14 protein-coding genes and 1 tRNA gene are annotated in these 21254 nt (G+C 67.7%); 6 read left to right on the top strand and 9 right to left on the bottom strand.

Features of this window, described 5'->3' with window-relative positions:
* Both D000_RS0108730 and D000_RS0108725 read left to right on the top strand, forming a co-directional pair.
* Nucleotides 1–405 (top strand): ISL3 family transposase (locus D000_RS0108730; protein ID WP_018873152.1); only part of this gene is annotated, 405 nt, incomplete at its 5' end.
* Between the two features lie 327 nt (nucleotides 406–732).
* Entirely contained in the window at nucleotides 733–1161 is a 429-nt protein-coding gene (locus D000_RS0108725; protein ID WP_018873151.1) for a hypothetical protein, read from the top strand.
* Nucleotides 1162–1435: 274 nt separating this feature from the next.
* Here the strand turns inward: D000_RS0108725 and D000_RS0108720 are convergent.
* From D000_RS0108720 to aroB, 7 genes are all read right to left on the bottom strand, one after another.
* A tRNA-Ile gene (locus D000_RS0108720) sits at nucleotides 1436–1512 on the bottom strand.
* A 104-nt stretch (nucleotides 1513–1616) separates the two neighbouring features.
* On the bottom strand, nucleotides 1617–3527 hold the full coding sequence (gene rpoD / locus D000_RS0108715; protein WP_018873150.1) for an RNA polymerase sigma factor RpoD: 1911 nt from the start codon (nucleotides 3525–3527) through the stop codon (nucleotides 1617–1619).
* A gap of 197 nt (nucleotides 3528–3724) precedes the next feature.
* Nucleotides 3725–5515, bottom strand: coding sequence for a DNA primase (gene dnaG / locus D000_RS0108710; protein ID WP_018873149.1), 1791 nt, complete (start codon nucleotides 5513–5515; stop codon nucleotides 3725–3727).
* A 171-nt stretch (nucleotides 5516–5686) separates the two neighbouring features.
* Nucleotides 5687–10150 (bottom strand): glutamate synthase large subunit, encoded by a 4464-nt coding sequence (gene gltB / locus D000_RS0108705; protein WP_018873148.1) that lies wholly within the window; start codon nucleotides 10148–10150, stop codon nucleotides 5687–5689.
* A gap of 393 nt (nucleotides 10151–10543) precedes the next feature.
* Nucleotides 10544–12382, bottom strand: coding sequence for an SPOR domain-containing protein (locus D000_RS0108700; RefSeq protein WP_018873147.1), 1839 nt, complete (start codon nucleotides 12380–12382; stop codon nucleotides 10544–10546).
* 11 nt (nucleotides 12383–12393) lie between these two features.
* Entirely contained in the window at nucleotides 12394–13584 is a 1191-nt protein-coding gene (locus D000_RS0108695) for a deoxyguanosinetriphosphate triphosphohydrolase (RefSeq protein WP_018873146.1), read from the bottom strand.
* Nucleotides 13568–14677, bottom strand: coding sequence for a 3-dehydroquinate synthase (gene aroB, locus D000_RS0108690; RefSeq protein WP_018873145.1), 1110 nt, complete (start codon nucleotides 14675–14677; stop codon nucleotides 13568–13570). Before aroB ends, D000_RS0108695 begins: the two co-directional genes overlap by 17 nt.
* 179 nt (nucleotides 14678–14856) lie before the next feature.
* On the opposite strand from aroB, the gene rpsU reads away from it, so the two are divergent.
* From rpsU to hemE, 4 genes are all read left to right on the top strand, one after another.
* On the top strand, nucleotides 14857–15072 hold the full coding sequence (gene rpsU, locus D000_RS0108685; RefSeq protein ID WP_012981683.1) for a 30S ribosomal protein S21: 216 nt from the start codon (nucleotides 14857–14859) through the stop codon (nucleotides 15070–15072).
* A gap of 41 nt (nucleotides 15073–15113) precedes the next feature.
* Nucleotides 15114–15563: a GatB/YqeY domain-containing protein gene (locus D000_RS0108680; protein WP_018873144.1), complete on the top strand. Its 450-nt coding sequence runs from the start codon at nucleotides 15114–15116 to the stop codon at nucleotides 15561–15563.
* A 98-nt stretch (nucleotides 15564–15661) separates the two neighbouring features.
* Nucleotides 15662–17065: an FAD-dependent oxidoreductase gene (locus tag D000_RS0108675; protein WP_018873143.1), complete on the top strand. Its 1404-nt coding sequence runs from the start codon at nucleotides 15662–15664 to the stop codon at nucleotides 17063–17065.
* A gap of 12 nt (nucleotides 17066–17077) precedes the next feature.
* Nucleotides 17078–18133, top strand: coding sequence for a uroporphyrinogen decarboxylase (gene hemE, locus D000_RS0108670; RefSeq protein WP_018873142.1), 1056 nt, complete (start codon nucleotides 17078–17080; stop codon nucleotides 18131–18133).
* A 90-nt stretch (nucleotides 18134–18223) separates the two neighbouring features.
* Here the strand turns inward: hemE and D000_RS0108665 are convergent, their stop codons facing one another.
* Both D000_RS0108665 and D000_RS0108660 read right to left on the bottom strand, forming a co-directional pair.
* On the bottom strand, nucleotides 18224–18856 hold the full coding sequence (locus D000_RS0108665) for a hypothetical protein (protein ID WP_018873141.1): 633 nt from the start codon (nucleotides 18854–18856) through the stop codon (nucleotides 18224–18226).
* The gene (locus D000_RS0108660) at nucleotides 18856–21231 is read right to left on the bottom strand and encodes a penicillin-binding protein 1A (RefSeq protein ID WP_018873140.1); all 2376 of its coding nucleotides are present in this window, start codon (nucleotides 21229–21231) and stop codon (nucleotides 18856–18858) included. Before D000_RS0108660 ends, D000_RS0108665 begins: the two co-directional genes overlap by 1 nt.
* Between the last annotated feature and the right edge of the window lie 23 nt (nucleotides 21232–21254).

Raw genomic sequence — 21254 nt, 5'->3', positions numbered from 1 at the left:
AGTCGCTGGCTGCTGCTGCGCAACCAGGCGTCGCTGAACACCGGCCAGGCGGTGCGTCTGGGCGAGCTGTTGCAGGCCAACCAGGCGTTGCTGACGGTCTATCTGTTACGCGACGAACTCAAGCGGCTCTGGTTCCAGCGCCGTCCGGAACAGACCTGGCAGGCCTGGCGACACTGGGTACAGCAGGCACAGGAGAGTGGCATCCAGGCCCTGCAGCGCTTCGCGCGGTTGCTGGAACCCTATCTGCCCGGCATCGTCTCGCGCTGCCGGCATCGGCTGAACACCAGCGTTGTCGAAGGCATCAACAACACCATCAAGGTGATCAAACGCCGCGCCTACGGCTACCGCGACCAGGACTACTTCTTCCTCAAAATCCGCGCCGCCTTCCCCGGTAATGCTCGATGAACCATTTTTTTTGGTCTCTCGAGGCGCATAACGGGGACTATGTAACGAGAGATAACGGAAAAAGGGGCCACTCTCCCACGCGCGCAGCAGATCAGTCCCAAGTCCGACAGACTCCTAGTGCCTTCGGGCGAAGGCGGGGTGGGCCCGAACGGCTGGCGACTGTGAAGCCAATCAACGAAGCGCGTATCCGGCGCCGAAACGCGATTGATCACAGGCTCACCAGGCCCTGAAGCACTATGGATAACCCCTTGGCTTGCGGGGCCGCCGTGGAAATATCGCAGGGCGTCTCGTAGTCTCCTCGGCTTGTCCATGCCGCCTGGAGAGACCGTGGCCCACATCCTGAACCCGTACGCCGACGATCAGCCCGAGCCGAAACACATCGTGCTGCGGGCTCGCAGTGGCCAGGCGGTATCGGCCAATTTCACCCTGCAGGATCGGCGGGGGCGCCAGAGCGCGGCGGAATACCTGTTTCACCTCTATGCCACCATCAAGCAGAAGCTGGGCGAGCCGGTCCTGGATACCGCGGCCCCATCGCCGGACGACCAGACCGCTATGCAGCGACTGATCCTCTACTCGGCCGGCGCCCACGACACCATGTTCGGCACCTTCAATGGTTCCAATACCTCCTCGGAGATGCCGGAGGAGGAGCGCAACGAGTTCGTGGAAATCTTCCTGCTGGCCTGTGCCACGGTCATCGAGGGCCAGCGGATCATCGTCGATCTCCAGCGCGGTCTCATCACCACCGAGACTGCCTGAGCGCACCGGGTCTGGGAGCAAGCACGGGTTGGGTGGGCTCCGGCTATGTAGCGGCTCGAAGCATGTCTTCGCAAGGCCGTAACGGCGTGCGCCGAGAGGCGCGCGACTGGGATGGCTGGACCTGTCCAGCAGGATCGTAAGCGAGTGGTGGGCCCGGTTGGGTGGAGGCCGGTCGCGTAGCGGCGCGAAGCCTGGCTTCGCGAGGCCGGAACGGCGTGCGCCGGCAGGCGCGCGACTGGAATAGTCCGACCCGCCCAGCGCGAGCGCAAGCGAGTGGTGGGCCCGGTCGGACTCGAACCGACGACCAAGGGATTATGAGTCCCCTGCTCTAACCAACTGAGCTACAGGCCCGTATTCGGGGAGGGTACAAACGACTGCGGCGCCATTCTACCCGGAAAGGGGGAGATGGCGCCGCAGCGGCAGGGCAGGTTCCGGCCGTTGGGCCGGGACGCCGGTTATTCGGCGTCGGTGTAGGTGCGCAGCAGTTCGGCGCGGGTCGGGTGACGCAGCTTGCGCAGGGCCTTGGCCTCGATCTGGCGGATGCGCTCGCGGGTGACGTCGAACTGCTTGCCGACCTCCTCGAGGGTGTGGTCGGTGTTCATGTCGATGCCGAAGCGCATGCGCAGGACCTTGGCCTCGCGCGGGGTCAGCGTGGACAGGATCTCGCGGGTGGCCTCGGTGAGGCTTTCCTGCGCGGCGGAGTCCGACGGCGAGGCGACCTTTTCGTCCTCGATGAAGTCGCCCAGGTGGGAGTCTTCGTCGTCGCCGATCGGGGTCTCCATGGAGATCGGTTCCTTGGAGATCTTCAGCACCTTGCGGATCTTGTCCTCGGGCATCTCCATGCGCTCGGCGAGTTCTTCCGGCGTGGCCTCGCGGCCCATCTCCTGCAGCATCTGGCGGGAGACGCGGTTGAGCTTGTTGATGGTCTCGATCATGTGCACCGGGATACGGATGGTCCGGGCCTGGTCCGCGATGGAGCGGGTGATGGCCTGACGAATCCACCAGGTGGCATAGGTCGAGAACTTGTAGCCGCGACGGTATTCGAATTTGTCCACGGCCTTCATCAGGCCGATGTTGCCTTCCTGGATCAGGTCAAGGAACTGCAGGCCGCGGTTGGTGTACTTCTTGGCGATGGAGATCACCAGGCGCAGGTTGGCCTCGACCATCTCCTTCTTGGCGCGGCGGGCCTTGGCCTCGCCGATGGACATGCGGCGGTTGATGTCCTTGATCTCGGAGATGCTCAGGCTGGCGTCGTGTTCGATCTCGGCGAGCTTTTTCTGCAGGCGTACGATCTCGTCCTCGTGTTCGGCGAGGGCGTTGGTGTACTTGCCCTTGGCCTTGCAGGCCTCCTTGATCCAGCCAAGGTTGGTTTCGTTCTTCGGGAAGCTGTCGATGAACGCCTTGCGCGGCATCTGTGCCTGTTCCACGGCCAGGTCCATGATGCGGCGCTCATGGCGACGGATCTGGTCGATGCGGCCGTGCAGCTGGGTGGTCAGCTGGTCGACCATGCGCGGCACCAGCTTGAACTCCATGAAATACTTGGCCGTGGCCTCGCGTGCGGTGGCGTAGGCCTCGCGGTTGCCCTTCTCGAAGGCCTTGTGGGCCTTGGCGTGCAGCTTGCGCAGCTTGTCGAAGCGTTCGCGGGCCTCTTCCGGGTCCGGGCCGGTGTCCACCGGCTCGGCGGCTTCCTCGTCTTCCTCGGCGTCCTCGACCTCGTCCGCGATGGCGTCGATGTCCGCGTTGGCCTGCTGCTCGGCGGCGGCCGCGGCGGCGGCTTTCAGCTCGTCCTGGGCCTTCTGGGCCTGTTCGGGGGTCACCAGGCCGCGGGCGACCGCCTCGCCGTCGGCGTGGTTGTCGGGGTCGATGAAGGACACGACCAGGTCGGTCAGGCGGCCGTTGTTCTCGACGATGCGGTCATATTCCCGGATCAGCTGTTCGATCGCGCCCGGGTGATGGGCGAGCGCGAACAGGACCTGCATCAGGCCCTCTTCGATGCGCTTGGCGATGCGGATCTCGCCTTCGCGGGTCAGCAGCTCGACCGTGCCCATCTCGCGCATGTACATGCGCACGGGGTCGGTGGTGCGGCCAAAGTCGGAGTCGGCCGAGGCCAGCGCGGCCACGGCATCTTCGGCGTCCTCGTCGGCGGAGACGGAGCCGTCGGACAGCAGAAGGCTGTCGGCGTCCGGGGCCTGCTCGTGCACCGCGATGCCCATGTCGTTGATCATCGCGATGATGTCTTCGACCTGATCGGAGTCGATGATCGAGTCGGGCAGGTGGTCGTTCACCTCGGTATACGTGAGGTATCCCTGCTCCTTGCCCTTGGCAATCAGTTCCTTGAGCTGGGATTGCTGCTCTTCACGATTCATTGCGGTAGTACTCCGAGGGAAGTCGAGTCGGCCAAAAAATAATCCTACATTGTAGCAGAAGATTCTTATATTGCTGGTTGCCTGACCGATTTTCCGGTCAACGGCACCTGACCGCCGCCGTGGCGAAGGCGACAGGCATGTCTCCAGAATGCGGGCAAATGCCGGCGCTTCAAGGGTCGGGGGGCTGGCTGTGGTCCCTACTCGACGTTCTCCTGGCGCGGCGCATCGAATTTCTGCAATTGCTGGGTTAGACGAGCCAGCTCGGCGCGTTGTTCCGTTCCCAGTTCGGCGCCAGGGCGGGTGAGTTCGCGAATCCGTGCACGATAGTGCTGGCGCAGCAGCTGGCGGGCGCAGTCGACGGCGGTCTGACGGGTTACGGCCTCTTCGCGATCGCCCAGCTCCTGGTGGGCCAGCGCCATCAGGCGCTGGAAATGGCGCTGGTCGCGAAACCGTTCCAGCAGCCCGGCGGTATGCCGTGCAGGGTGCTCGCGCAGGGCCTCGAGCAGTTCGCGCAGTGTGGCCGCCGCCACGCCGTGCAGCTCGGCCAGCTGGACGATCTCGGACTGCGACCAGTCCAGGTCGGGGTGCTGCAGTATGCGCGCCAGCAGGGCCCCCCACAGGGCGGGGGGCGTCTCGCCGCCGGCGGCGCGGGCCTGTGCAGGCGGCCCGCCGCGCGGCTCGTCCCGGACATCGTGCGCGGAGGGTGCCGGCGCCGGTTCGGTCAGGGCCTGTTCCAGGCGCTCGCGGCTGAGATGGGTCTCCTCGGCGATGCGTTCGACCAACTGGTCGCGGAACAGGGGATCGCGGGTGGTGGCCACCAGCTTCATCGCGGCATGTGCGAAGCGGGTGCGGCCCTCGGCGGTGTCGGTCGGGTGTTCCTCGCGCAGCAGCCGCACAAGCGTCTCGGACAGGGGCAGGGCGCCGGCCAGGCGTTCCTCCCAGCCGGCGAGGCCGTCGCGCAGCACCAGGCTGTCGGGGTCGTCGCCTTCGGGCAGGAACAGCACGCGCACCTCGCGCAGGCCCTGGATCGCGGGCAGCGCCTCGGCCAGCGAGCGCCAGGCCGCGCGGCGGCCCGCGGCATCGCCGTCGAAGCACAGGGTGATGCGCGAGACCTGGCGGAACAGGCTGTCCAGGTGGGCGCGGGTCAGGGCGGTGCCCATGCAGGCCACCGCGCGGCGAAAACCGGCGCGCGCCAGCCCGACCACGTCCATGTAGCCCTCGACCACCACGATGTCATCCAGCCGGGTACCGGCCTTGCGCGCCTCGAACAGGCCGTAGATGGTCTGTCCCTTGTGGAAGACCTCACTCTCCGGGCTGTTCAGGTATTTCGGCTCGCCGTCTTCGATCAGGCGCCCGCCGAAGCCGGTGATGCGCCCGCGCCGGTCGCGGATCGGGAACATGATGCGCGCGCGGAAACGCTCGCGGATGCCGCCGTCGTCGCGGCGCGCGGCCAGGCCCGCATCCACCAGCTGCTGCGGGGTGAAGCGTGGCTTGAGGGCCTCGATCAGGCCCGAGGGCGGGGCCCAGCCGATCTGGTAGTCGCGGGCGGTGGTGCCGTCGATGCCGCGGTTCTTCAGGTACTCGACGGCCTTCGGCGTCTGGCGCAGTTGCTGCACGTAGTAGTCGGCCGCCGCGTTCAGGGCCTCGTACAGCGGTGCGTGGGCCTCGCGCTTGTCATCGCCCCCGGCCTCGCGCGGGACCTCCAGTCCGGCCAGCTCGGCCAGCTGCTCGACCGCCTCGGGGAAGCTCAGGTTCTCGTACTCCATCAGGAAGCTGATGGCCGTACCGTGCGCCCCGCAGCCGAAGCAGTGATAGAACTGCTTTTGCGGGGAGACGTAGAACGACGGTGTCTTCTCGCCGTGGAACGGGCAGCAGGCGGCGAACTCGCGCCCGGCCTTCTTCAGGCTCACGCGGCGCTGGATCACCTCGACGATGTCGCTGCGCTCGAGCAGCTCGTCGATGAATGCCTGTGGAATGAGACCTGCCATGGGGGTGCCGCGTGCTCCTCGGGTCGTGCCGGTGATCAGCTTCGCATGATAGCCCGGAGCCGTAGGTGGTCGTCAGGGTGCGCGTGCTGCCATCACAGGTTCTGTGGGGCTGCAAATGAAACGGGCCCCGTGAGGGGCCCGTTTCAACGTTCCGCCGAAGGGTGGGGCGGGTCAGGCGGCCTGGCGCAGGTTGGCCAGCAGGCCCCGCAGTTCGGAGGCCTTGGGCTTCACCAGCCAGAACGAGCCCTGGTAGTCGTCGAAACGTTCCAGGATCTCGCGGCCCCAGGCGCTGTCCGTCTCGTGCACGAACTCGGTGATGAGTTCCTCGAGATAGTTGCGGTGCGCCTCCATCTCCTCGGTGTCGAGGCGGTGCAGGTCGATCAGCTCGTTGTTGATGCGGTCCGGGAAGTCGTTCTCCCGGTCCAGCACGAACGCGAAGCCGCCGGTCATGCCCGCGCCGAAGTTGATGCCGGTGTTGCCCAGCACCACCATCACGCCGCCGGTCATGTACTCGCAGCCGTGGTCGCCGATGCCTTCCACCACGGCGATCGCGCCGGAGTTGCGCACCCCGAAGCGTTCGCCGCACTGGCCGGCGGCGAACAGCTTGCCGCCGGTTGCCCCATACAGGCAGGTGTTGCCCATGATGGTGGTGTCCTGGCTGGCGAAGCCCGAGCCTTCCGGTGGGCGGATCACCAGCTTGCCGCCGGTCATGCCCTTGCCGACGTAGTCGTTGGCGTCACCTTCCAGGTACAGGTGCAGGCCACCGGCGTTCCAGACGCCGAAGCTCTGCCCGGCCGTGCCCTTCATGCGCACGGTGATCGGGGCATCGGACATGCCCTGGTTGCCGTGGCGTTTGGCGATCTCGCCGGACAGCCGCGCGCCGATCGAGCGGTCGGTATTGGCGACGTCGAAACGGTATTCGCCACCGGCCTTGTTCTCGATCGTCTCGATCATCTCGGCGACCATCTTCTCGGCCAGCTCGCCCTTGTCGAACGGCTCGTTCTTCGGCTCCTTGCAGAAGCGCGGCTTGTCGTCGAGATCGCCACTGGCCAGCAGGCCGTTCAGGTCCAGGTGCTGCTGCTTCGGCGTCTCGCCCGGCAGGATCTCCAGCAGATCGGTACGGCCGATCAGATCCGTCAGGCTGCGCACGCCCAGCTTCGCCATCCACTCGCGGGTCTCGCGGGCGACGAACTGGAAATAGTGCATGACCATCTCGGGCAGGCCGATGAAGTGGTTCATGCGCAGCACCTTGTCCTGCGTGGCGACACCCGTTGCGCAGTTGTTCAGGTGGCAGATCCGCAGGTACTTGCAGCCGAGCGCGACCATGGGGCCGGTCCCGAAGCCGAAGCTCTCCGCACCCAGGATCGCCGCCTTGATCACGTCGAGGCCGGTCTTCAGGCCGCCGTCGGTCTGCAGGCGTACCTTGTCGCGCAGGTCGTTGCCGCGCAGGGTCGCGTGGGTCTCGGTCAGGCCCAGTTCCCACGGGGTGCCGGCGTACTTCACCGAGGTCAGCGGGCTGGCGCCGGTGCCGCCGTCATAGCCGGAGATGGTGATCAGGTCGGCGTAGGCCTTGGCCACGCCAGCGGCGATGGTGCCGACGCCGGCCTCGGAGACCAGCTTTACCGAGACCAGCGCATCCGGGTTGACCTGCTTGAGGTCGAAGATCAGCTGCGCCAGGTCCTCGATGGAGTAGATGTCGTGGTGCGGCGGCGGCGAGATCAGGGCCACGCCCGGATTCGAGTAGCGCAGCTCCGCGATCATCTTGTTGACCTTGTGGCCGGGAAGCTGGCCGCCTTCACCGGGCTTCGCGCCCTGGGCGACCTTGATCTGCAGCACCTCGGCGTTGACCAGGTAGTGCGGGGTCACGCCGAAGCGGCCGGAGGCCACCTGCTTGATCTTGGACATGCGCTCGGTGCCGTAGCGGGAGACGGCCTCGCCGCCCTCGCCGGAGTTGGAGCGCCCGCCGAGGCGGTTCATCGCGGTGGCCAGGGCCTCGTGGGCCTCCGGCGACAGCGCGCCCAGGCTCATGCCGGCGGAGTCGAAGCGCGGCAGGATCTCGGCCTCGGACTCGACCTCGTCCAGCGCGATCGGCTCGATGTCGTCGCGGACCTTCAGCAGGTCGCGCAGCACGGTCACCGGGCGCTCGTTCACCAGGTCCGCATATTCCTTGTACACGCCGTAGTCGCCGGACTGCACCGCGCGGTGCAGGGTCTGGATCACGTCCGGGTTGTAGGCGTGGTACTCGCCACCGTGGACGTACTTTAGCAGGCCACCCTGGCCGGCGCTCTTGCGCGGGTTCCAGGCGCGCCTGGACAGCGTCTCCAGGTCCGCCTCGATATCGGCGAAGCGGGTGCCCTTGATGCGGCTGGTAGTGCCGGTGAAGCAGGTGTCCACGACCTCGTCGGCCAGGCCGACGATCTCGAACAGCTGCGCGCCGCGGTAGCTGGCGATGGTGGAGATGCCCATCTTCGACAGGATCTTGAACAGGCCCTTGTTGATGCCGCGGCGGTAGTTCTGCGCCAGGGTCAGCGGGTCGGCGTTCGGGATCTCGCCGGATTCGCACATGCCGTGCAGCGCGGAGTAGGCCAGGTACGGGTAGATCGCGGTGGCCCCAAAGCCGAGCAGGACCGCGAAGTGGTGCGGGTCGCGCACGGTGGCGGTCTCGGCGACGATGTTCGCGTCGGTGCGCAGCTTGGCGCGGATCAGGGCGTGATGCACCGCGCCCACGGCCAGCGCGGCCGGGATCGGGCGGCGTTCCGGGTCGATGCCGCGGTCCGACAGCACCAGAACCACGGCACCGCCGCGCACGGCCTCTACCGCGTTGTCGGTCAGGGCCTTCACGGCGTCTTCCAGGGAGCCGGCATGGACGTCGTAGTTCAGGTCCATGCGCTCGACGCGGAAGGCGTCTTCGGTCTGGTTGCACAGTTCGCGGAACTTGGCCTCGGACAGCACCGGGGAGTCGGATACCAGGCGGTGGGCGTGGTCCGGGGTCTCCTCGAACAGGTTCTGCTCGCGGCCGAAGCAGGTCTCCAGCGACATCACGATGCTCTCGCGCAGCGGGTCGATCGCCGGGTTGGTGACCTGGGCGAACTGCTGGCGGAAGTAGTCGAACAGCGAGCGGGTGTGGCTGGAGAGCACGGCGAACGGGGTGTCGTCCCCCATCGAGCCCACGGCCTCCTGACCGGCCTCGGCCAGCACGCGCAGGATCTGGTCGCGCTCCTCGAAGGTGACGTCGAACAGCTTTTCGTAGGTCTCCAGGCGCTCGGCCGGCATCGGCTCGCCGGAGAACAGCTGGTTGTCGTCCAGCTGGCTCTTCAGGTGCTTCACGTGGGCGCGCAGCCACTGGCGGTAGGGCTGGCGCGTGCGGTTGATGCGGTCGACGTCCTCGGGCTGCAGCAGCTCGCCGGACTCGGTATCCACGGCCAGCATCTGCCCGGGCTTCAGGCGGCCCTTGGCGACCACGTCCTCCGGGGCGTAGTCGTACACGCCGATCTCGGAGGCCAGGGTAATGTGGCGGTCCCTGGTGATCACGTAGCGTGCCGGGCGCAGGCCGTTGCGGTCCAGGGTGCAGGCGGCGTAGCGGCCGTCGGTCAGCACGATCCCGGCCGGGCCGTCCCAGGGCTCCATGTGCATGGAGTTGTATTCGTAGAAGGCGCGCAGGTCGGAGTCCATGTGCGCGACGTTCTGCCACGCCGGCGGGACCAGCAGGCGCATCGCGCGGAACAGGTCCATACCGCCTGCCAGCAGGACCTCGAGCATGTTGTCCAGGCTCTGCGAGTCGGAGCCTTCCAGGTTGACCAGCGGCTCCAGCTCGGCCAGCTCCGGCAGCTTCTCGGTGGCGAACTTGTGCTGGCGCGCGACCGCCCAGTTGCGGTTGCCCTGCACAGTGTTGATCTCGCCGTTGTGGGCGAGGAAGCGGAACGGCTGCGCCAGGCCCCACTGCGGGAAGGTGTTGGTGGAGAAGCGCTGGTGGAACACGCAGATCGCGGTCTCCAGCTCCGGGCGCTGTAGATCGCGGTAGAACACCGGCAGGTTCTCCGGCATCACCAGACCCTTGTAGGAGACCACGCGCGCGGACAGGCTCGGCACATAGAACACCGGGTCGTCGCCCATTGCGATCTCGGCGCGGCGGCGCACCACGAACAGTGCGCGCTCGAAGGCGTCGCCGTCCATGTCGGCCGGGGCATTGATGAACACCTGCAGGATGTGCGGCTGGCTCTGCATCGCCTCGGCGCCGCAGGCGTCTTCCGGATTGACCGGGACTTCGCGCCAGCCGGCAAGCTTCAGCGGGCCGCGCTCGATCGCGGCCTCCACGGTGGCGCGCGTCTCGGCGATCTTGTCCGGGTTGATGAACACCATGCCGGCGGCGAAGCGCTCGGCCAGTTCGATGCTGGCCTCTCCGGCCAGTGTGCGCAGGAAGGCCACCGGGGTCTTCATCAGCAGCCCGCAGCCATCGCCGGTCTTGCCGTCCGCGGCGATCGCGCCGCGGTGAGTCATGCGTTCCAGGGCCTTGATCGCCGTGTCCACCACCCAGTGGCTGGCCACCCCGTCCATGTGCGCGATCAGGCCGAAGCCGCAGTTGTCGCGCTCGAATTCGGGGCGGTACAGGGTGCCGTTCAGTTGGTTCTGTCGCATCGGTGAACTCCGGTCACGGCGCGCAGGATGGTGCGCGGGCGCGGTACGTTGGTCAGGGCCGTCCCTGGAAACATGAACACGGAAAAAGGCGCAGGAATATAGCCGAATCGCCATTCTCCCGGCAAACCGGGCCCGGTCAAATAGGCACGACACCCGCGCAGGTTAAGTTCGGGCGGTACGCGGCCGTGTGCCGCGGGCAAGGCCCGGTCGAAACGCCCGAAGGGTCGCGACCGGAAGATCGGAAGCGATGGAGGGCGGTTGTGGCCGGCCCTGATCCATGTGCAGGGTGTGCGGCGCATTCAGGGGGGCGATGGTGTTTACCCTGTGATCTTCCTGCCTTCAGGACTTCCTGTTAGGCGCTTTGCGGGCGCTCCTGTGCCTCGCACGGGGCGATCAGTCGCGGACGACGTTCTGCACGGAGCCGATGGAGCGAACCCACGGCCCGTCGTTACGTACCGCGGCCGGCAGATCCTCCACCGCCCGCTGGGCGGCCTCGCGATCCGCGAAGGCCCCGGCCAGGATGACCACGAAGTCGCGACCATTGACCCGGGTCGGGATGTAGCGGATCCCGCCCAGCTCGTGCCGGTCGGCGTAGGCGCGGGCGGTGGACAGGTTTGGCGCGGCCAGCAGCTGGATGGTGGTGGCGCCGCTGTCCTGATTGTTCAGCCAGGCGCGGTCATTGCTCAGGCGCTCCGCGTCGGCTTCGTCCGCGGCGGTCGTCGCCGGTTCCGGTTCCGGCTCCGGTTCCGGTGTGGACTCCGGTTCGGGTTCGGGTTCGGGTTCCGGCGCGGGTTCGGGGTCCGCGGGCTGTGCCGGGGGGTCCGGTTCCGGTTCCGGGGCGGGTTCCGGGTCGCGCGCGGGCGCCGAGGGTGCCTCGGTCGGTGCCGTGGTCGGTTCCGGCGCGGATTCCGTAGGCGCGGGCAGGTCCAGGGGATCGCCGAGGGCGAGCGTGTCGTCCGTCGCGGGTTCCGGTTCGACAGCGGGCTCGGCCTCGGTGATGCGGGGTTCGGGCAGGGGCAGTTCGATGATCTCGCTGTCGGCCGGAACGGATTCGGTTTCCAGTAGCTGCCAGGCGACGGGTGCCGCGATGCCGACGGCCACGGTCAGGGCGACCGCGGGCACGAACCAGCGCTGGTTCCAGAATGCGGTGCTCTCCGTGGCCGGCGGTTGCGGTATGCGGGTGTCGGCCTCGATGCCCTCGAAGCCTTCGGGGGGCTCCGGCGGCGCTGGCCGCTGGTCGCCGGTCGCCAGGGCCTCGGCGGCCGGGGTGAAGTCGCTGCGGCTGGTGTCGCGGGTGGCGGCCAGGGCCACGTCCGGCTCGGGGGCGTCGCTGACCGCCTCGTCGCGGGTCGCGGAGAACGTGGGTTCCAGGGGTTCCTGCGGGGTCGGCGCGTCGCGGGGCGTGTCCGCGGCCTCGGCCGCTGCCCCTGTGGCCACGCCCGCGCCGGCGGTTGCCGCGGCCACGGTATTGCGTCGCTCGCTGCGGCACTGGCGTTCCAGGAGGCTGTTGGCCTCGCGGTTGAGGTTGCCGGGCAGGCCCTGGCTGGTGGTCTGCAGGTGGTGGACGCTATCGGCGTCGAGCAGGCGCTCGGGATCGGCCAGGCCGGCGGCCTGCAGGCGGTGCCGCAGGTAGGCGGCCGTCTGTTCGAGGTTGAAGGCGCGCAGCCCGACACGGGTTACCTGGTCCTCGTCGGATGGGTCCGGCAGGTACAGGCGCCGGCGCAGCAGTCCGTTGGAGCCGACCAGGATGATGCGCGGCGCCCGCCCGTGCCGGGCGAGGATCTCGCTGCGCATGCGCATCAGGTTGTTGACGATGTCGGTGCCGACCAGGTGGGCGTCGTCCATTGCGATCACCGGGTCCGCGCCGTCGGCCACGCGGTTGCCCAGGAGCTCGGTCAGCGCGCGATCGGGGTCGTCGGCGTTCTGCGAGCGCAGGTAGCTGCGAATGGTGTTGTCCACCGATTCGAACTGGGTGTTGATGCGGGCACGAAACGCGATCAGCTCGAACGGCTCGGGCAGCATGGCCAGCAGCCGCATCAGCTGAAGACTGCGCCCGGAGCCGTTCTCGCCAGTCATCAGGACCACTGCCCCCGGCCCGTTCAGGGCGGCGCGGGCGGACTCGAGCAGGCCGTCCAGCAGCGGGTCGCTGTAGATGAAGGTCTCGTCGGGGGCATCCTCGAACGGCGGGGCATGCAGGCCGAGCTGTTCCAGGCATTGTTCGGAGAGCGCCATCGGTCGGTTTCTCAGGTCAGCGTGCCCAGGTCGAACAGGCGGTGGTGTTCGCGGATGGCATGGCGATCGGTCATGCCGGCGATGTAGTCGGCGATGGCGCGTTGCGGCCCGTGCGGGTCGTTCGCGCTCATGGCGTCGGCGTGGCGCTGGTAGTGCTCGGGCATCAGGCGCAGATCCGACTCGAATGCGGCGAACAGGTCCTGAATGAGCTGGCGGGCCTTGTGCATCACGCCGTGCACCTGGTGATGATGGTAGAGGTTCTCGCGCAGGAAGGTCTTGAGCTCGCGTGCCTGCTCGGCCATTTCCGGGCTGAACCGGATCAGCGCGGATTCGGCCTGGCGCACGGCGTCCGGGTCTTGCGGGCGGTGCCGGTCGATGGCCGCGCGGCTGGTCTCGATCAGGTCGCCCACGAGGGCATCGATCATGCGGCGCACGGTCTCGTGCTGGACCCTCCTGGGTTCCAGCCCGGGATACCGCGCCTGCACCGCCTTGTGGCAGTCGCGGAACAGTGTGACCTCGGAGAGCCGGTCCATCGAGAGGAGTCCGGAGCGCAGGCCGTCATCGACATCATGGTTGTTGTAGGCGATCTCGTCGGCGACGTTGGCGAGCTGGGCCTCCAGGCTTGGCTGCTCCTTCTGCAGGAAGCGCACGCCGATCTCGCCGAGCTGGCGCGCGTTGTCGGGCGAGCAGTGCTTGAGGATGCCCTCGCGGGTCTCGAAGGTCAGGTTGAGTCCGTCGAAGTCGGCGTAGTGGCACTCGAGCAGGTCGACGATGCGCAGCGACTGCAGGTTGTGCTCGAAGCCGCCGTGCGTGCGCATGCAGGCATTCAGTGCGTGCTGGCCGGCATGCCCGAACGGTGTATGGCCCAGGTCATGGGCGAGGGCGATGGCTTCGACCAGGTCTTCGTTCAGGCGCAGGGCGCGCGCGATCGAGCGCCCGATCTGCGCGACCTCCAGCGAATGGGTCAGGCGATTGCGAAACAGATCGCCCTCGTGGCTGATGAACACCTGGGTCTTGTATTCGAGGCGGCGAAAGGCGCTGGAATGCACGATGCGATCGCGGTCGCGCTGGAAGTCGCTGCGGTGCTGCGGCGCGGGTTCGCTGCGGGCGCGCCCGCGTGAGCGCGCAGGGTCGGAGGCGTACGCGGCCAGCCCCGGTGCGGCGACGCTGGGGGTGGCCAGGGCCTCAGGCGACACGGGCATGCTCGCGCAGGGTGTGGTCCAGTGCCGCGTCTTCGAACTGGTCGGTCAGCACCGCGTTGCCAATGCCGCGCAGCAGCACCAGACGCAGGCGACCGGCGGCGACTTTCTTGTCGATCGCCATCAGTTCGCGGAAGCGCTCGGGTGTGACGGCGTCCGGCGGTTCCAGGGCCAGCCCGGCGCGTGCGATCAGGGCCTCCGCGCGCTCGCGCTCAGCCGAGGTCATCCACCCCATGTGCTCGGACATGCGCGCGGCCATCGCCATGCCGGTGCCGACGGCCTCGCCGTGCAGCCAGGCGCCATAGCCCATGCCGGCCTCGATCGCGTGGCCGAAGGTATGCCCAAGATTGAGCAGGGCGCGGATGCCGCCTTCGCGTTCATCGGCGGCGACGATCTCGGCCTTGCAGGCACAGGAGCGCTGGATGGCATGGGCCAGGGCCGCCGGTTCCAGGGCACGCAGCTCGTCGATGTGTGCTTCCAGCCAGGCAAAGAAGTCGGGGTCGCGGATCAGTCCGTACTTGATGACCTCGGCCAGTCCGGCCTGCAGCTCGCGTTCGGGCAGGGTCTTCAGGGTGTCGGTGTCGATCAGGACCGCGCGCGGCTGATGGAAGGCGCCGATCATGTTCTTGCCCAGCGGGTGATTGACCCCGGTCTTGCCGCCCACCGAGGAGTCGACCTGCGCCAGCAGGGTGGTCGGAATCTGCACGAAGTCGATCCCGCGCTGGTAGATCGCGGCAGCGAACCCGGCAATGTCTCCGACCACGCCGCCGCCGAGCGCAACAATGCGGCTGCCCCGGTCCAGTCGCGCCTCGAGCAGTCGGGTCAGGATGGTCTCGACCGTGGCCAGAGTCTTGTGCTGCTCGCCGTCGGGCAGCTCGATCCACAGTGGCTCGCCACTGATCCCGCAGGCGGCCAGGCTGCGGCGCAGGCGCTCGCCGTACAGGGGCGCTACGGTGGTGTTGCTGATCACCGCGACGCGGCGGCCCTCCAGCGCGGGGCGCAGCTGCTGCGCCTGGTCGAGCAGCCCGGGGCCGATGTAAATCGGATAGCTGCGTTCACCGAGTTCTACGTTCAGACTTTCCATACCGGCCATCATAGCGTGCGCCCCGGCGGTGGCGTAAGCCGATCCCTTCACGGCCTGCGGATCGCTTCACGGACTTTTGCATTCGGCGCGGGTTGGATTACCATAGGGAGTTCTGCATGGTCGCCTGCTGTGTTTGGCGGCCGGTTTTGTCGTTTTTGATCGAGATGATCTGCATCTGATTCGGAGATTGTATGCCGCACGTACGAGTTCGCGAGAATGAGCCCTTCGAGGTTGCCCTGCGCCGTTTCAAGCGCACCTGCGAGAAGGCCGGCGTGGTCGCGGAAGTCCGCCGCCGCGAGTACTACGAAAAGCCGACCACCGAGCGCAAGCGCAAGGCGGCCGCGGCGGTGAAGCGCCAGCTGAAGAAAAACTCCCGCGACATGACCCGCCGGGTGCGTCTGTACTGAACCCCTGTCCGGGCCACTGGCCCGGAACCGAGGACCTCAAGATGTCACTCAAGGCCCGGCTGCAGGACGACGTGAAGCAGGCCATGCGTGCCCGGGAGAAAGACCGGCTGGGTGCGCTGCGCATGATTCAGGCCGAGATCTCTCAGTTCGAGGTGGACGAGCGCCGCGACGCCGACGACGATGCGGTCCTCGCGATCCTCAACCGCATGCTCAAGCAGCGGCGCGACTCCATCGACCAGTTCCGCAAGGGCGGTCGCGAAGATCTGGCCGAGCGCGAGGCGGCCGAGATCACGGTGATCGAGGCCTACATGCCCGAACCGCTGGGCGATGCCGAACTGGAGCAGATGATCGCCGAGGCGATTGCCGAGACCGGCGCCACCGCTCCGGGCGACATGGGCAAGGTGATGGGCATACTCAAGTCCCGGGTCTTCGGGCGCGCCGACCTGGGCGTTGTCAGTCAGAAGGTCCGCACCGCACTGGGGATTTCTTGACCGTTACGCTCGGGTGAGCGAAACGTTCCTTTCCTGAACGCAACAACGGGGAACCCGTGGCGTCCGCGCCTGCGAGTGTTCGCCGGAGCGAGTGATCCATGGCTTCCAATCCGATGCAGTTCCTGGACCTGCCGCGCCAGGACCCCCAGAAGACCCCGGCCGAGATCCGGATCCACGAATTCGGCGAGATCATCGGCCAGTTTGACCCGGCGACCGCGGGCCAGCAGGCGGGGCGCTGCCTGGCCTGCGGCAACCCCTATTGCGAATGGAAGTGCCCGGTCCACAACTTCATCCCGAACTGGCTGAAGCTGGTGGACGAGGGCAACTTGTTTGCCGCCGCCGAACTCTCGCACAAGACCAACTCCCTGCCCGAGGTCTGCGGCCGCGTCTGCCCGCAGGATCGCCTGTGCGAGGGTGCCTGTACGCTGAACGACGGTTTCGGCGCGGTCACCATCGGCTCGGTGGAGAAATACATCACTGACGAGGCGCTGAAGGCCGGCTGGCGGCCGGATCTGTCCGATGTGGTCGCCACCGGCAAGCGCGTGGCCGTGATCGGCGCGGGGCCGGCCGGGCTTGGCTGCGCCGATATCCTGGCGCGCAACGGCGTGCAGGCCGTGGTGTTTGACCGCTATCCGGAGATCGGCGGCCTGCTGACTTTCGGCATCCCGCCGTTCAAGCTCGAAAAGCAGGTGATCCGCACCCGCCGCGAGATCCTGGAGGGCATGGGCGTGGAGTTCCGCCTGAACACCGAGATCGGCCGCGACATCCAGATGGAAGCGCTGCTGGAGGAATACGACGCCGTGTTCCTCGGCATGGGGACGTACACCGCGATGCAGGGCGGCTTCCCCGGCGAGGACCTGCCGGGCGTGTACCCGGCGCTGCCGTTCCTGATCTCCAACATCCGCCAGGTGATGGGCTGGGAGCACGATGAAGGCGGCTTCGTCGACATGGCCGGGCAGCGGGTGGTGGTCCTCGGCGGTGGCGATACCGCGATGGACTGCAACCGCACATCGATTCGCCAGGGTGCGGCCTCGGTGACCTGCGCCTATCGCCGCGACGAAGAGAACATGCCCGGCTCGCGTAAGGAAGTGGTGCATGCCCGCGAAGAGGGCGTGCAGTTCGAATTCAACGTGCAGCCGGTCGAGATCGTCGGCGACGGCAAGGTCGAGGGCGTGAAGGTGGTGCGTACCCAGATGGGCGCGCCCGACGAACGCGGCCGCCGGCGTCCGGAGCCGGTGCCCGGCTCCGAACATGTGATCCCGGCCGACCGTGTACTGATCGCCTTCGGGTTCCGCCCGTCGCCGTCGGACTGGTTTGCCGACTACAAGATCGGCGTGGACGAGGGCGGGCGCGTGCAGACCGTCGGTGAACATGCCTTCCAGACCGGGAATCCCAAAGTGTTCGCCGGTGGCGACATGGTGCGCGGCTCGGACCTGGTGGTGACCGCTGTCTTCGAGGGCCGCGAAGCGGCCGAAGGCATTCTTGAATATCTCGGCGTTTGAGTCTCCTCTCCCATGTCCCAGACCCTGAAGAATGACCGCCTCCTGCGTGCCCAGCTGCGCGAGCCGGTGGACCGCCCGCCGATCTGGATCATGCGGCAGGCCGGGCGCTACCTGCCGGAATACCGCGAGACCCGCGCCCAGGCCGGCAGTTTCATGAACCTGTGCCAGAACCCGGAGCTGGCCTGCGAAGTCACGATGCAGCCGCTGCGGCGCTTCGCGCTGGACGCGGCGATCCTGTTCTCGGACATCCTGACCATCCCCGATGCGATGGGGCTGGGGCTGTACTTCGAGACTGGCGAGGGCCCGCGTTTCCGTGATCCCGTGCGTTCGCTCGAGGCGATCGAGAACCTGCCGGTGCCGGATCCGGAGCAGGAACTGCGCTATGTGATGGACGCCGTGCGCCTGATCCGCCGCGAGCTCAATGGCGAAGTGCCGCTGATCGGCTTTGCCGGCAGCCCGTGGACGCTGGCCACCTACATGGTCGAAGGCCAGGGCTCGCGCGACTTCGCCGAGACCAAGCGCCTGATGTACGGCGAGCCGCAGGCGATGCATGCGCTGCTGCAGAAGGTCGCCGATTCGGTGACCGCATACCTGAATGCCCAGATCCGTGCCGGTGCGCAGTCGGTGATGGTGTTCGACACCTGGGGCGGCTCGCTGACGCCACGGGCCTACCGCGAGTTCTCGCTGGCCTACATGCAGCGGATTGTCGATGGCCTGATCCGCGAGAACGATGGCCGCCGCGTGCCGGTTACCCTGTTCACCAAGGGTGGCGGGGCCTGGCTGGAGTCGATGGCGGACACCGGGGCCGATGCCCTCGGCCTCGACTGGACCATCGAGATTGCCGACGCCAGCCGCCGGGTTGGCGACCGGGTCGCTCTGCAGGGCAATCTCGACCCCTCCGTGCTGTATGCCCCGGAGGCCGTGGTCCGCGAGGAGACGCGCCGGGTGCTGGACGGTTTCGACCGTGACACCGGGCATGTCTTCAACCTCGGCCACGGCATCCACCCCGGCATCGACCCCGAGCGCGTCGCCGCGATGGTGGATACGGTCACGAGCTACCGTCGCTAATGGCTGCCGCCCGGCGATCGCCGGGGCGCGCGCTGCGTAGCTTGCGATGACGGTTTGCCGGGGGCTCGGCTCCCCGCTGCCTGTTTGCGCTCAGTCCGCCGCGGCGGACAACCCGGCGCTCTGCGCGGCATCCTCCAGCATCCGCTCCACTTCGTGGCGGGCCGCACGCGCCATCGGGCGCCCATCCACCGGGGAAGGCGGGGCCTGGCGTATCCCGTCCAGCGGGAATATGGTCAGTTCCACATCGGTATCGTCCGGGCCGCGAAACGCCAGAAAGGGGACGCGCTGTTCACGGCCCTGGCGGCTGCGGTAGCGGTGTTCCCCGGTCTCGCAGTGGATGCCGCGCTCGCCCAGTTCCAGGATGACTTCCTCGACCGTCTCGGCGAAGCCGTGCAGGTTGATCAGCGGCTGCGATTCCACCAGCCCCTGCAGCAACGGCCCCACCAGACGTGGTTCCAGGTGCCTCAGACGTTCCATGACCACCAGCGCGGCCGCTAGCCGGCTGCGATAGGCGGCCTGGCTGTCGGCATCGGCGAACAGGCGGCTGCGTTCGATCGCGGCGTCCTGGATCTCGAGGTTGCCGGGCATCTCGTGGCGGGCATCGACGCCGAGGTGTTCCGCCGCCTTGCGCTTGGCCAGGCCGAAGTCACGGATGCCGTCATCCAGCATAATGCGGGCCGCCTCCTGAGCGAGCTCCTGGCGTACGCGTGACGGGGCCGGCATCAGAACACCAGTTCGGGCTGCTCGGCGCCACCGCCGTTGTCGCCGCCGCCGGGGATGGCGTGTCCACGCTCGGGGATCTGGTGCGGCAGCAGCCACTGGTTGCGGGCGCCCGGGGTGTCGTCGCTGGGCGCGCGCCGCCCGTTAGGCAGGATCGCGACACGCACCAGGTCGTCCGGCCGTTCCACCGGCCGTTCCGGGCGATCGGCGAGGACGCTGCCCATGAAACGGGTCCAGATCGGCAGGGCGGCACGGCCGCCGCTCTCGCGCCGTCCCAGTTCGCGGTTGTCGTCAAAGCCGATCCAGGCAGTCGCGACCAGCTCGGCGTTGAATCCGGCGAACCAGGCGTCGCGGTAGCTATTGGTCGTGCCGGTTTTGCCGGCCAGGTCGGAGCGACCGAGTTCGAGGGCGCGGCGCCCGGTGCCGGCGGTGATGACGCTGCGCAGCATGTCGCTCATCTGCCAGGCGACCCCGGGATCGAGCACCGGAACCGGGTCGGTGTACTGCAGCGGACCGCCACTCGCCACCAGCGGCAGGTCCTGGCCGCGCGGGTTTTCACAGGGTGCGGCGCAGGCCCGCTCCGCCGCTGCCTCGTACAGTACCTCGCCGTCCACGGTTTCGATGCGGGCGATGATCCAGGGGCTGTTCAGGCGGCCGCCGCTGGCGAATACCCCGTAGGCATTGTTCAGCTGCAGCGGGGTGAGGGTGCCGGTGCCCAGCACCATGGACAGGTTGTTGGGCTGGTGGTCCAGGTCGAGCCCGAAGCGCGCGAGCTGTTCGTGGACGTTGCCGGTGCCGAGCGCGTCCAGCAGGCGGATGGAGGCCAGGTTGCGCGAATTGGCCAGGGCCTCGCGCAGCGTCGTCTCGCCGTGAAAGCGGCGGGTGTAGTTCTGGGGCCGCCATTCCGCGCCCAGCGCGGGATCATCGAACACCATGGGGGCGTCGATGACCATGCCGTCCGGGCGCTGGCCCTCGCGCAGCGCCATCGAGTAGACCAGTGGTTTGAATGCGGAGCCGGGCTGGCGCTGCGCCTGGGTGGTCCGGTCGTAGCGGTTGTCGAAAAAGTCGAAGCCCCCAGCGAGTGCGAGTATCGCGCCATCCTCCGGGGCCTGTGCGATCACTGCTCCGGTGACCTCGGGCTTTTGCGCCAGGCGCCAGCGTCCGTCGGTGTACGGACGTACGCGGATGACGTCGCCGGCCTCGAACGACGGCGAGCCAGCCCATTCCGTGTCGTCTGGCAGGATCTCCTGCTCGCCGATGCGGCCGCCGTCGACGCGCAGCGCCCCGGCCTCGGTCTGTCCGAGCACGACCGCGGGGAACAGCAGGCGCCCGTGCACGCCGATCGCGGTCAGGGCCCGTTCGCGGGCCTCGGTGTCGTCAAGGGTGGCCGTCGGCAGCCGCAGTTCCGGCCCGCGAAAACCGTGACGTTCGTCATATTCCAGCAATCCTTCACGCAGGGCGTGGTTCGCGGCCTCCTGCTGGCGCGAGTCGATGGTGGTGTGTACCTGGAGTCCGCGCCGATAGGCCTCGTCGCCCCACAGGTTTACGACCATCTGGCGGGCCATCTCGGCGACCCAGTGGGCATCGATCTCGGTGGCGGCGGTGTGTCGTTCCGAAAGGACCGGGCGGGCGAGCGCGGTCTCGAAGGCCTCCTCGTCGATGGCGCCAGTCTCCAGCATGCGCCGCAGCACGTAGTTGCGGCGAATCTCGGCGCGCTGGGCATTGGTCACCGGGTTGGTAGTCGACGGGGCCTTGGGCAGGGCCGCGAGCGTGGCGATCTCGTCCAGTTCCAGCGCGTCCAGGGAGCGCCCGAAATAGACGCGGGAGGCGGCCTCGATGCCGTAGGCGCGCTGCCCCAGGTAGATCTTGTTCAGGTACAGCTCAAGGATCTCGTCCTTGCTCATCTCCTGTTCCATGCGGATGGCCAGGAAGATCTCGCGCAGCTTGCGCTCGTAGGTGCGGTCGCGGGTGAGGAACACATTCCGGGCGAGCTGCATGGTGATGGTGCTGCCGCCCTGGGTGCGCTCGCCACCGGTGGAGATCACGTTCAGCGCGGCGCGCGCCAGGCCGAGGACATCCACGCCGGGGTGTTCATAGAAGCGTTCGTCTTCCGCGGCAATAAAGGCATCCCGAACCTGTTGGGGGATCGAGTCGATCGGGACGGGGATGCGGCGTTCTTCGGCGAATTCGCCCATAAGACGCCCGTCTGCGCTGCGCACCTGCAAGGGGGTTTGCAGGCGCACATCGCGCACCGCATCGGCCTCGGGCAGGGTGGGCGCGTAGTGGATATACAGCGCGGCCACGGCGATGGACAGGCCAATCCCGGCTGCAAGGATCAAGGCCAGCAGCGCCGCAACAATCTTAAGTACGGGGTTCATGACAGCAAAAAAAGTGAGGCCAA

This window comes from Thioalkalivibrio sp. ALJ16 (assembly GCF_000377345.1).
Classification (GTDB): domain Bacteria; phylum Pseudomonadota; class Gammaproteobacteria; order Ectothiorhodospirales; family Ectothiorhodospiraceae; genus Thioalkalivibrio.
Note: the sequence above shows the minus strand (reverse complement) of the source record. Positions and strands in the feature narration are given on the sequence as shown.

Coding starts and splice junctions, on each gene's coding strand:
- D000_RS0108660 (WP_018873140.1), bottom strand. CDS start 21,231: ATGAACCCCGTACTTAAGATTGTTGCGGCGCTGCTGGCCTTGATCCTT.
- aroB (WP_018873145.1), bottom strand. CDS start 14,677: ATGATGGCCGGTATGGAAAGTCTGAACGTAGAACTCGGTGAACGCAGC.
- dnaG (WP_018873149.1), bottom strand. CDS start 5,515: ATGGCAGGTCTCATTCCACAGGCATTCATCGACGAGCTGCTCGAGCGC.
- hemE (WP_018873142.1), top strand. CDS start 17,078: ATGTCCCAGACCCTGAAGAATGACCGCCTCCTGCGTGCCCAGCTGCGC.
- D000_RS0108675 (WP_018873143.1), top strand. CDS start 15,662: ATGGCTTCCAATCCGATGCAGTTCCTGGACCTGCCGCGCCAGGACCCC.
- D000_RS0108700 (WP_018873147.1), bottom strand. CDS start 12,382: ATGGCGCTCTCCGAACAATGCCTGGAACAGCTCGGCCTGCATGCCCCG.
- D000_RS0108695 (WP_018873146.1), bottom strand. CDS start 13,584: ATGCCCGTGTCGCCTGAGGCCCTGGCCACCCCCAGCGTCGCCGCACCG.
- D000_RS0108680 (WP_018873144.1), top strand. CDS start 15,114: ATGTCACTCAAGGCCCGGCTGCAGGACGACGTGAAGCAGGCCATGCGT.
- rpsU (WP_012981683.1), top strand. CDS start 14,857: ATGCCGCACGTACGAGTTCGCGAGAATGAGCCCTTCGAGGTTGCCCTG.
- gltB (WP_018873148.1), bottom strand. CDS start 10,150: ATGCGACAGAACCAACTGAACGGCACCCTGTACCGCCCCGAATTCGAG.
- rpoD (WP_018873150.1), bottom strand. CDS start 3,527: ATGAATCGTGAAGAGCAGCAATCCCAGCTCAAGGAACTGATTGCCAAG.
- D000_RS0108665 (WP_018873141.1), bottom strand. CDS start 18,856: ATGCCGGCCCCGTCACGCGTACGCCAGGAGCTCGCTCAGGAGGCGGCC.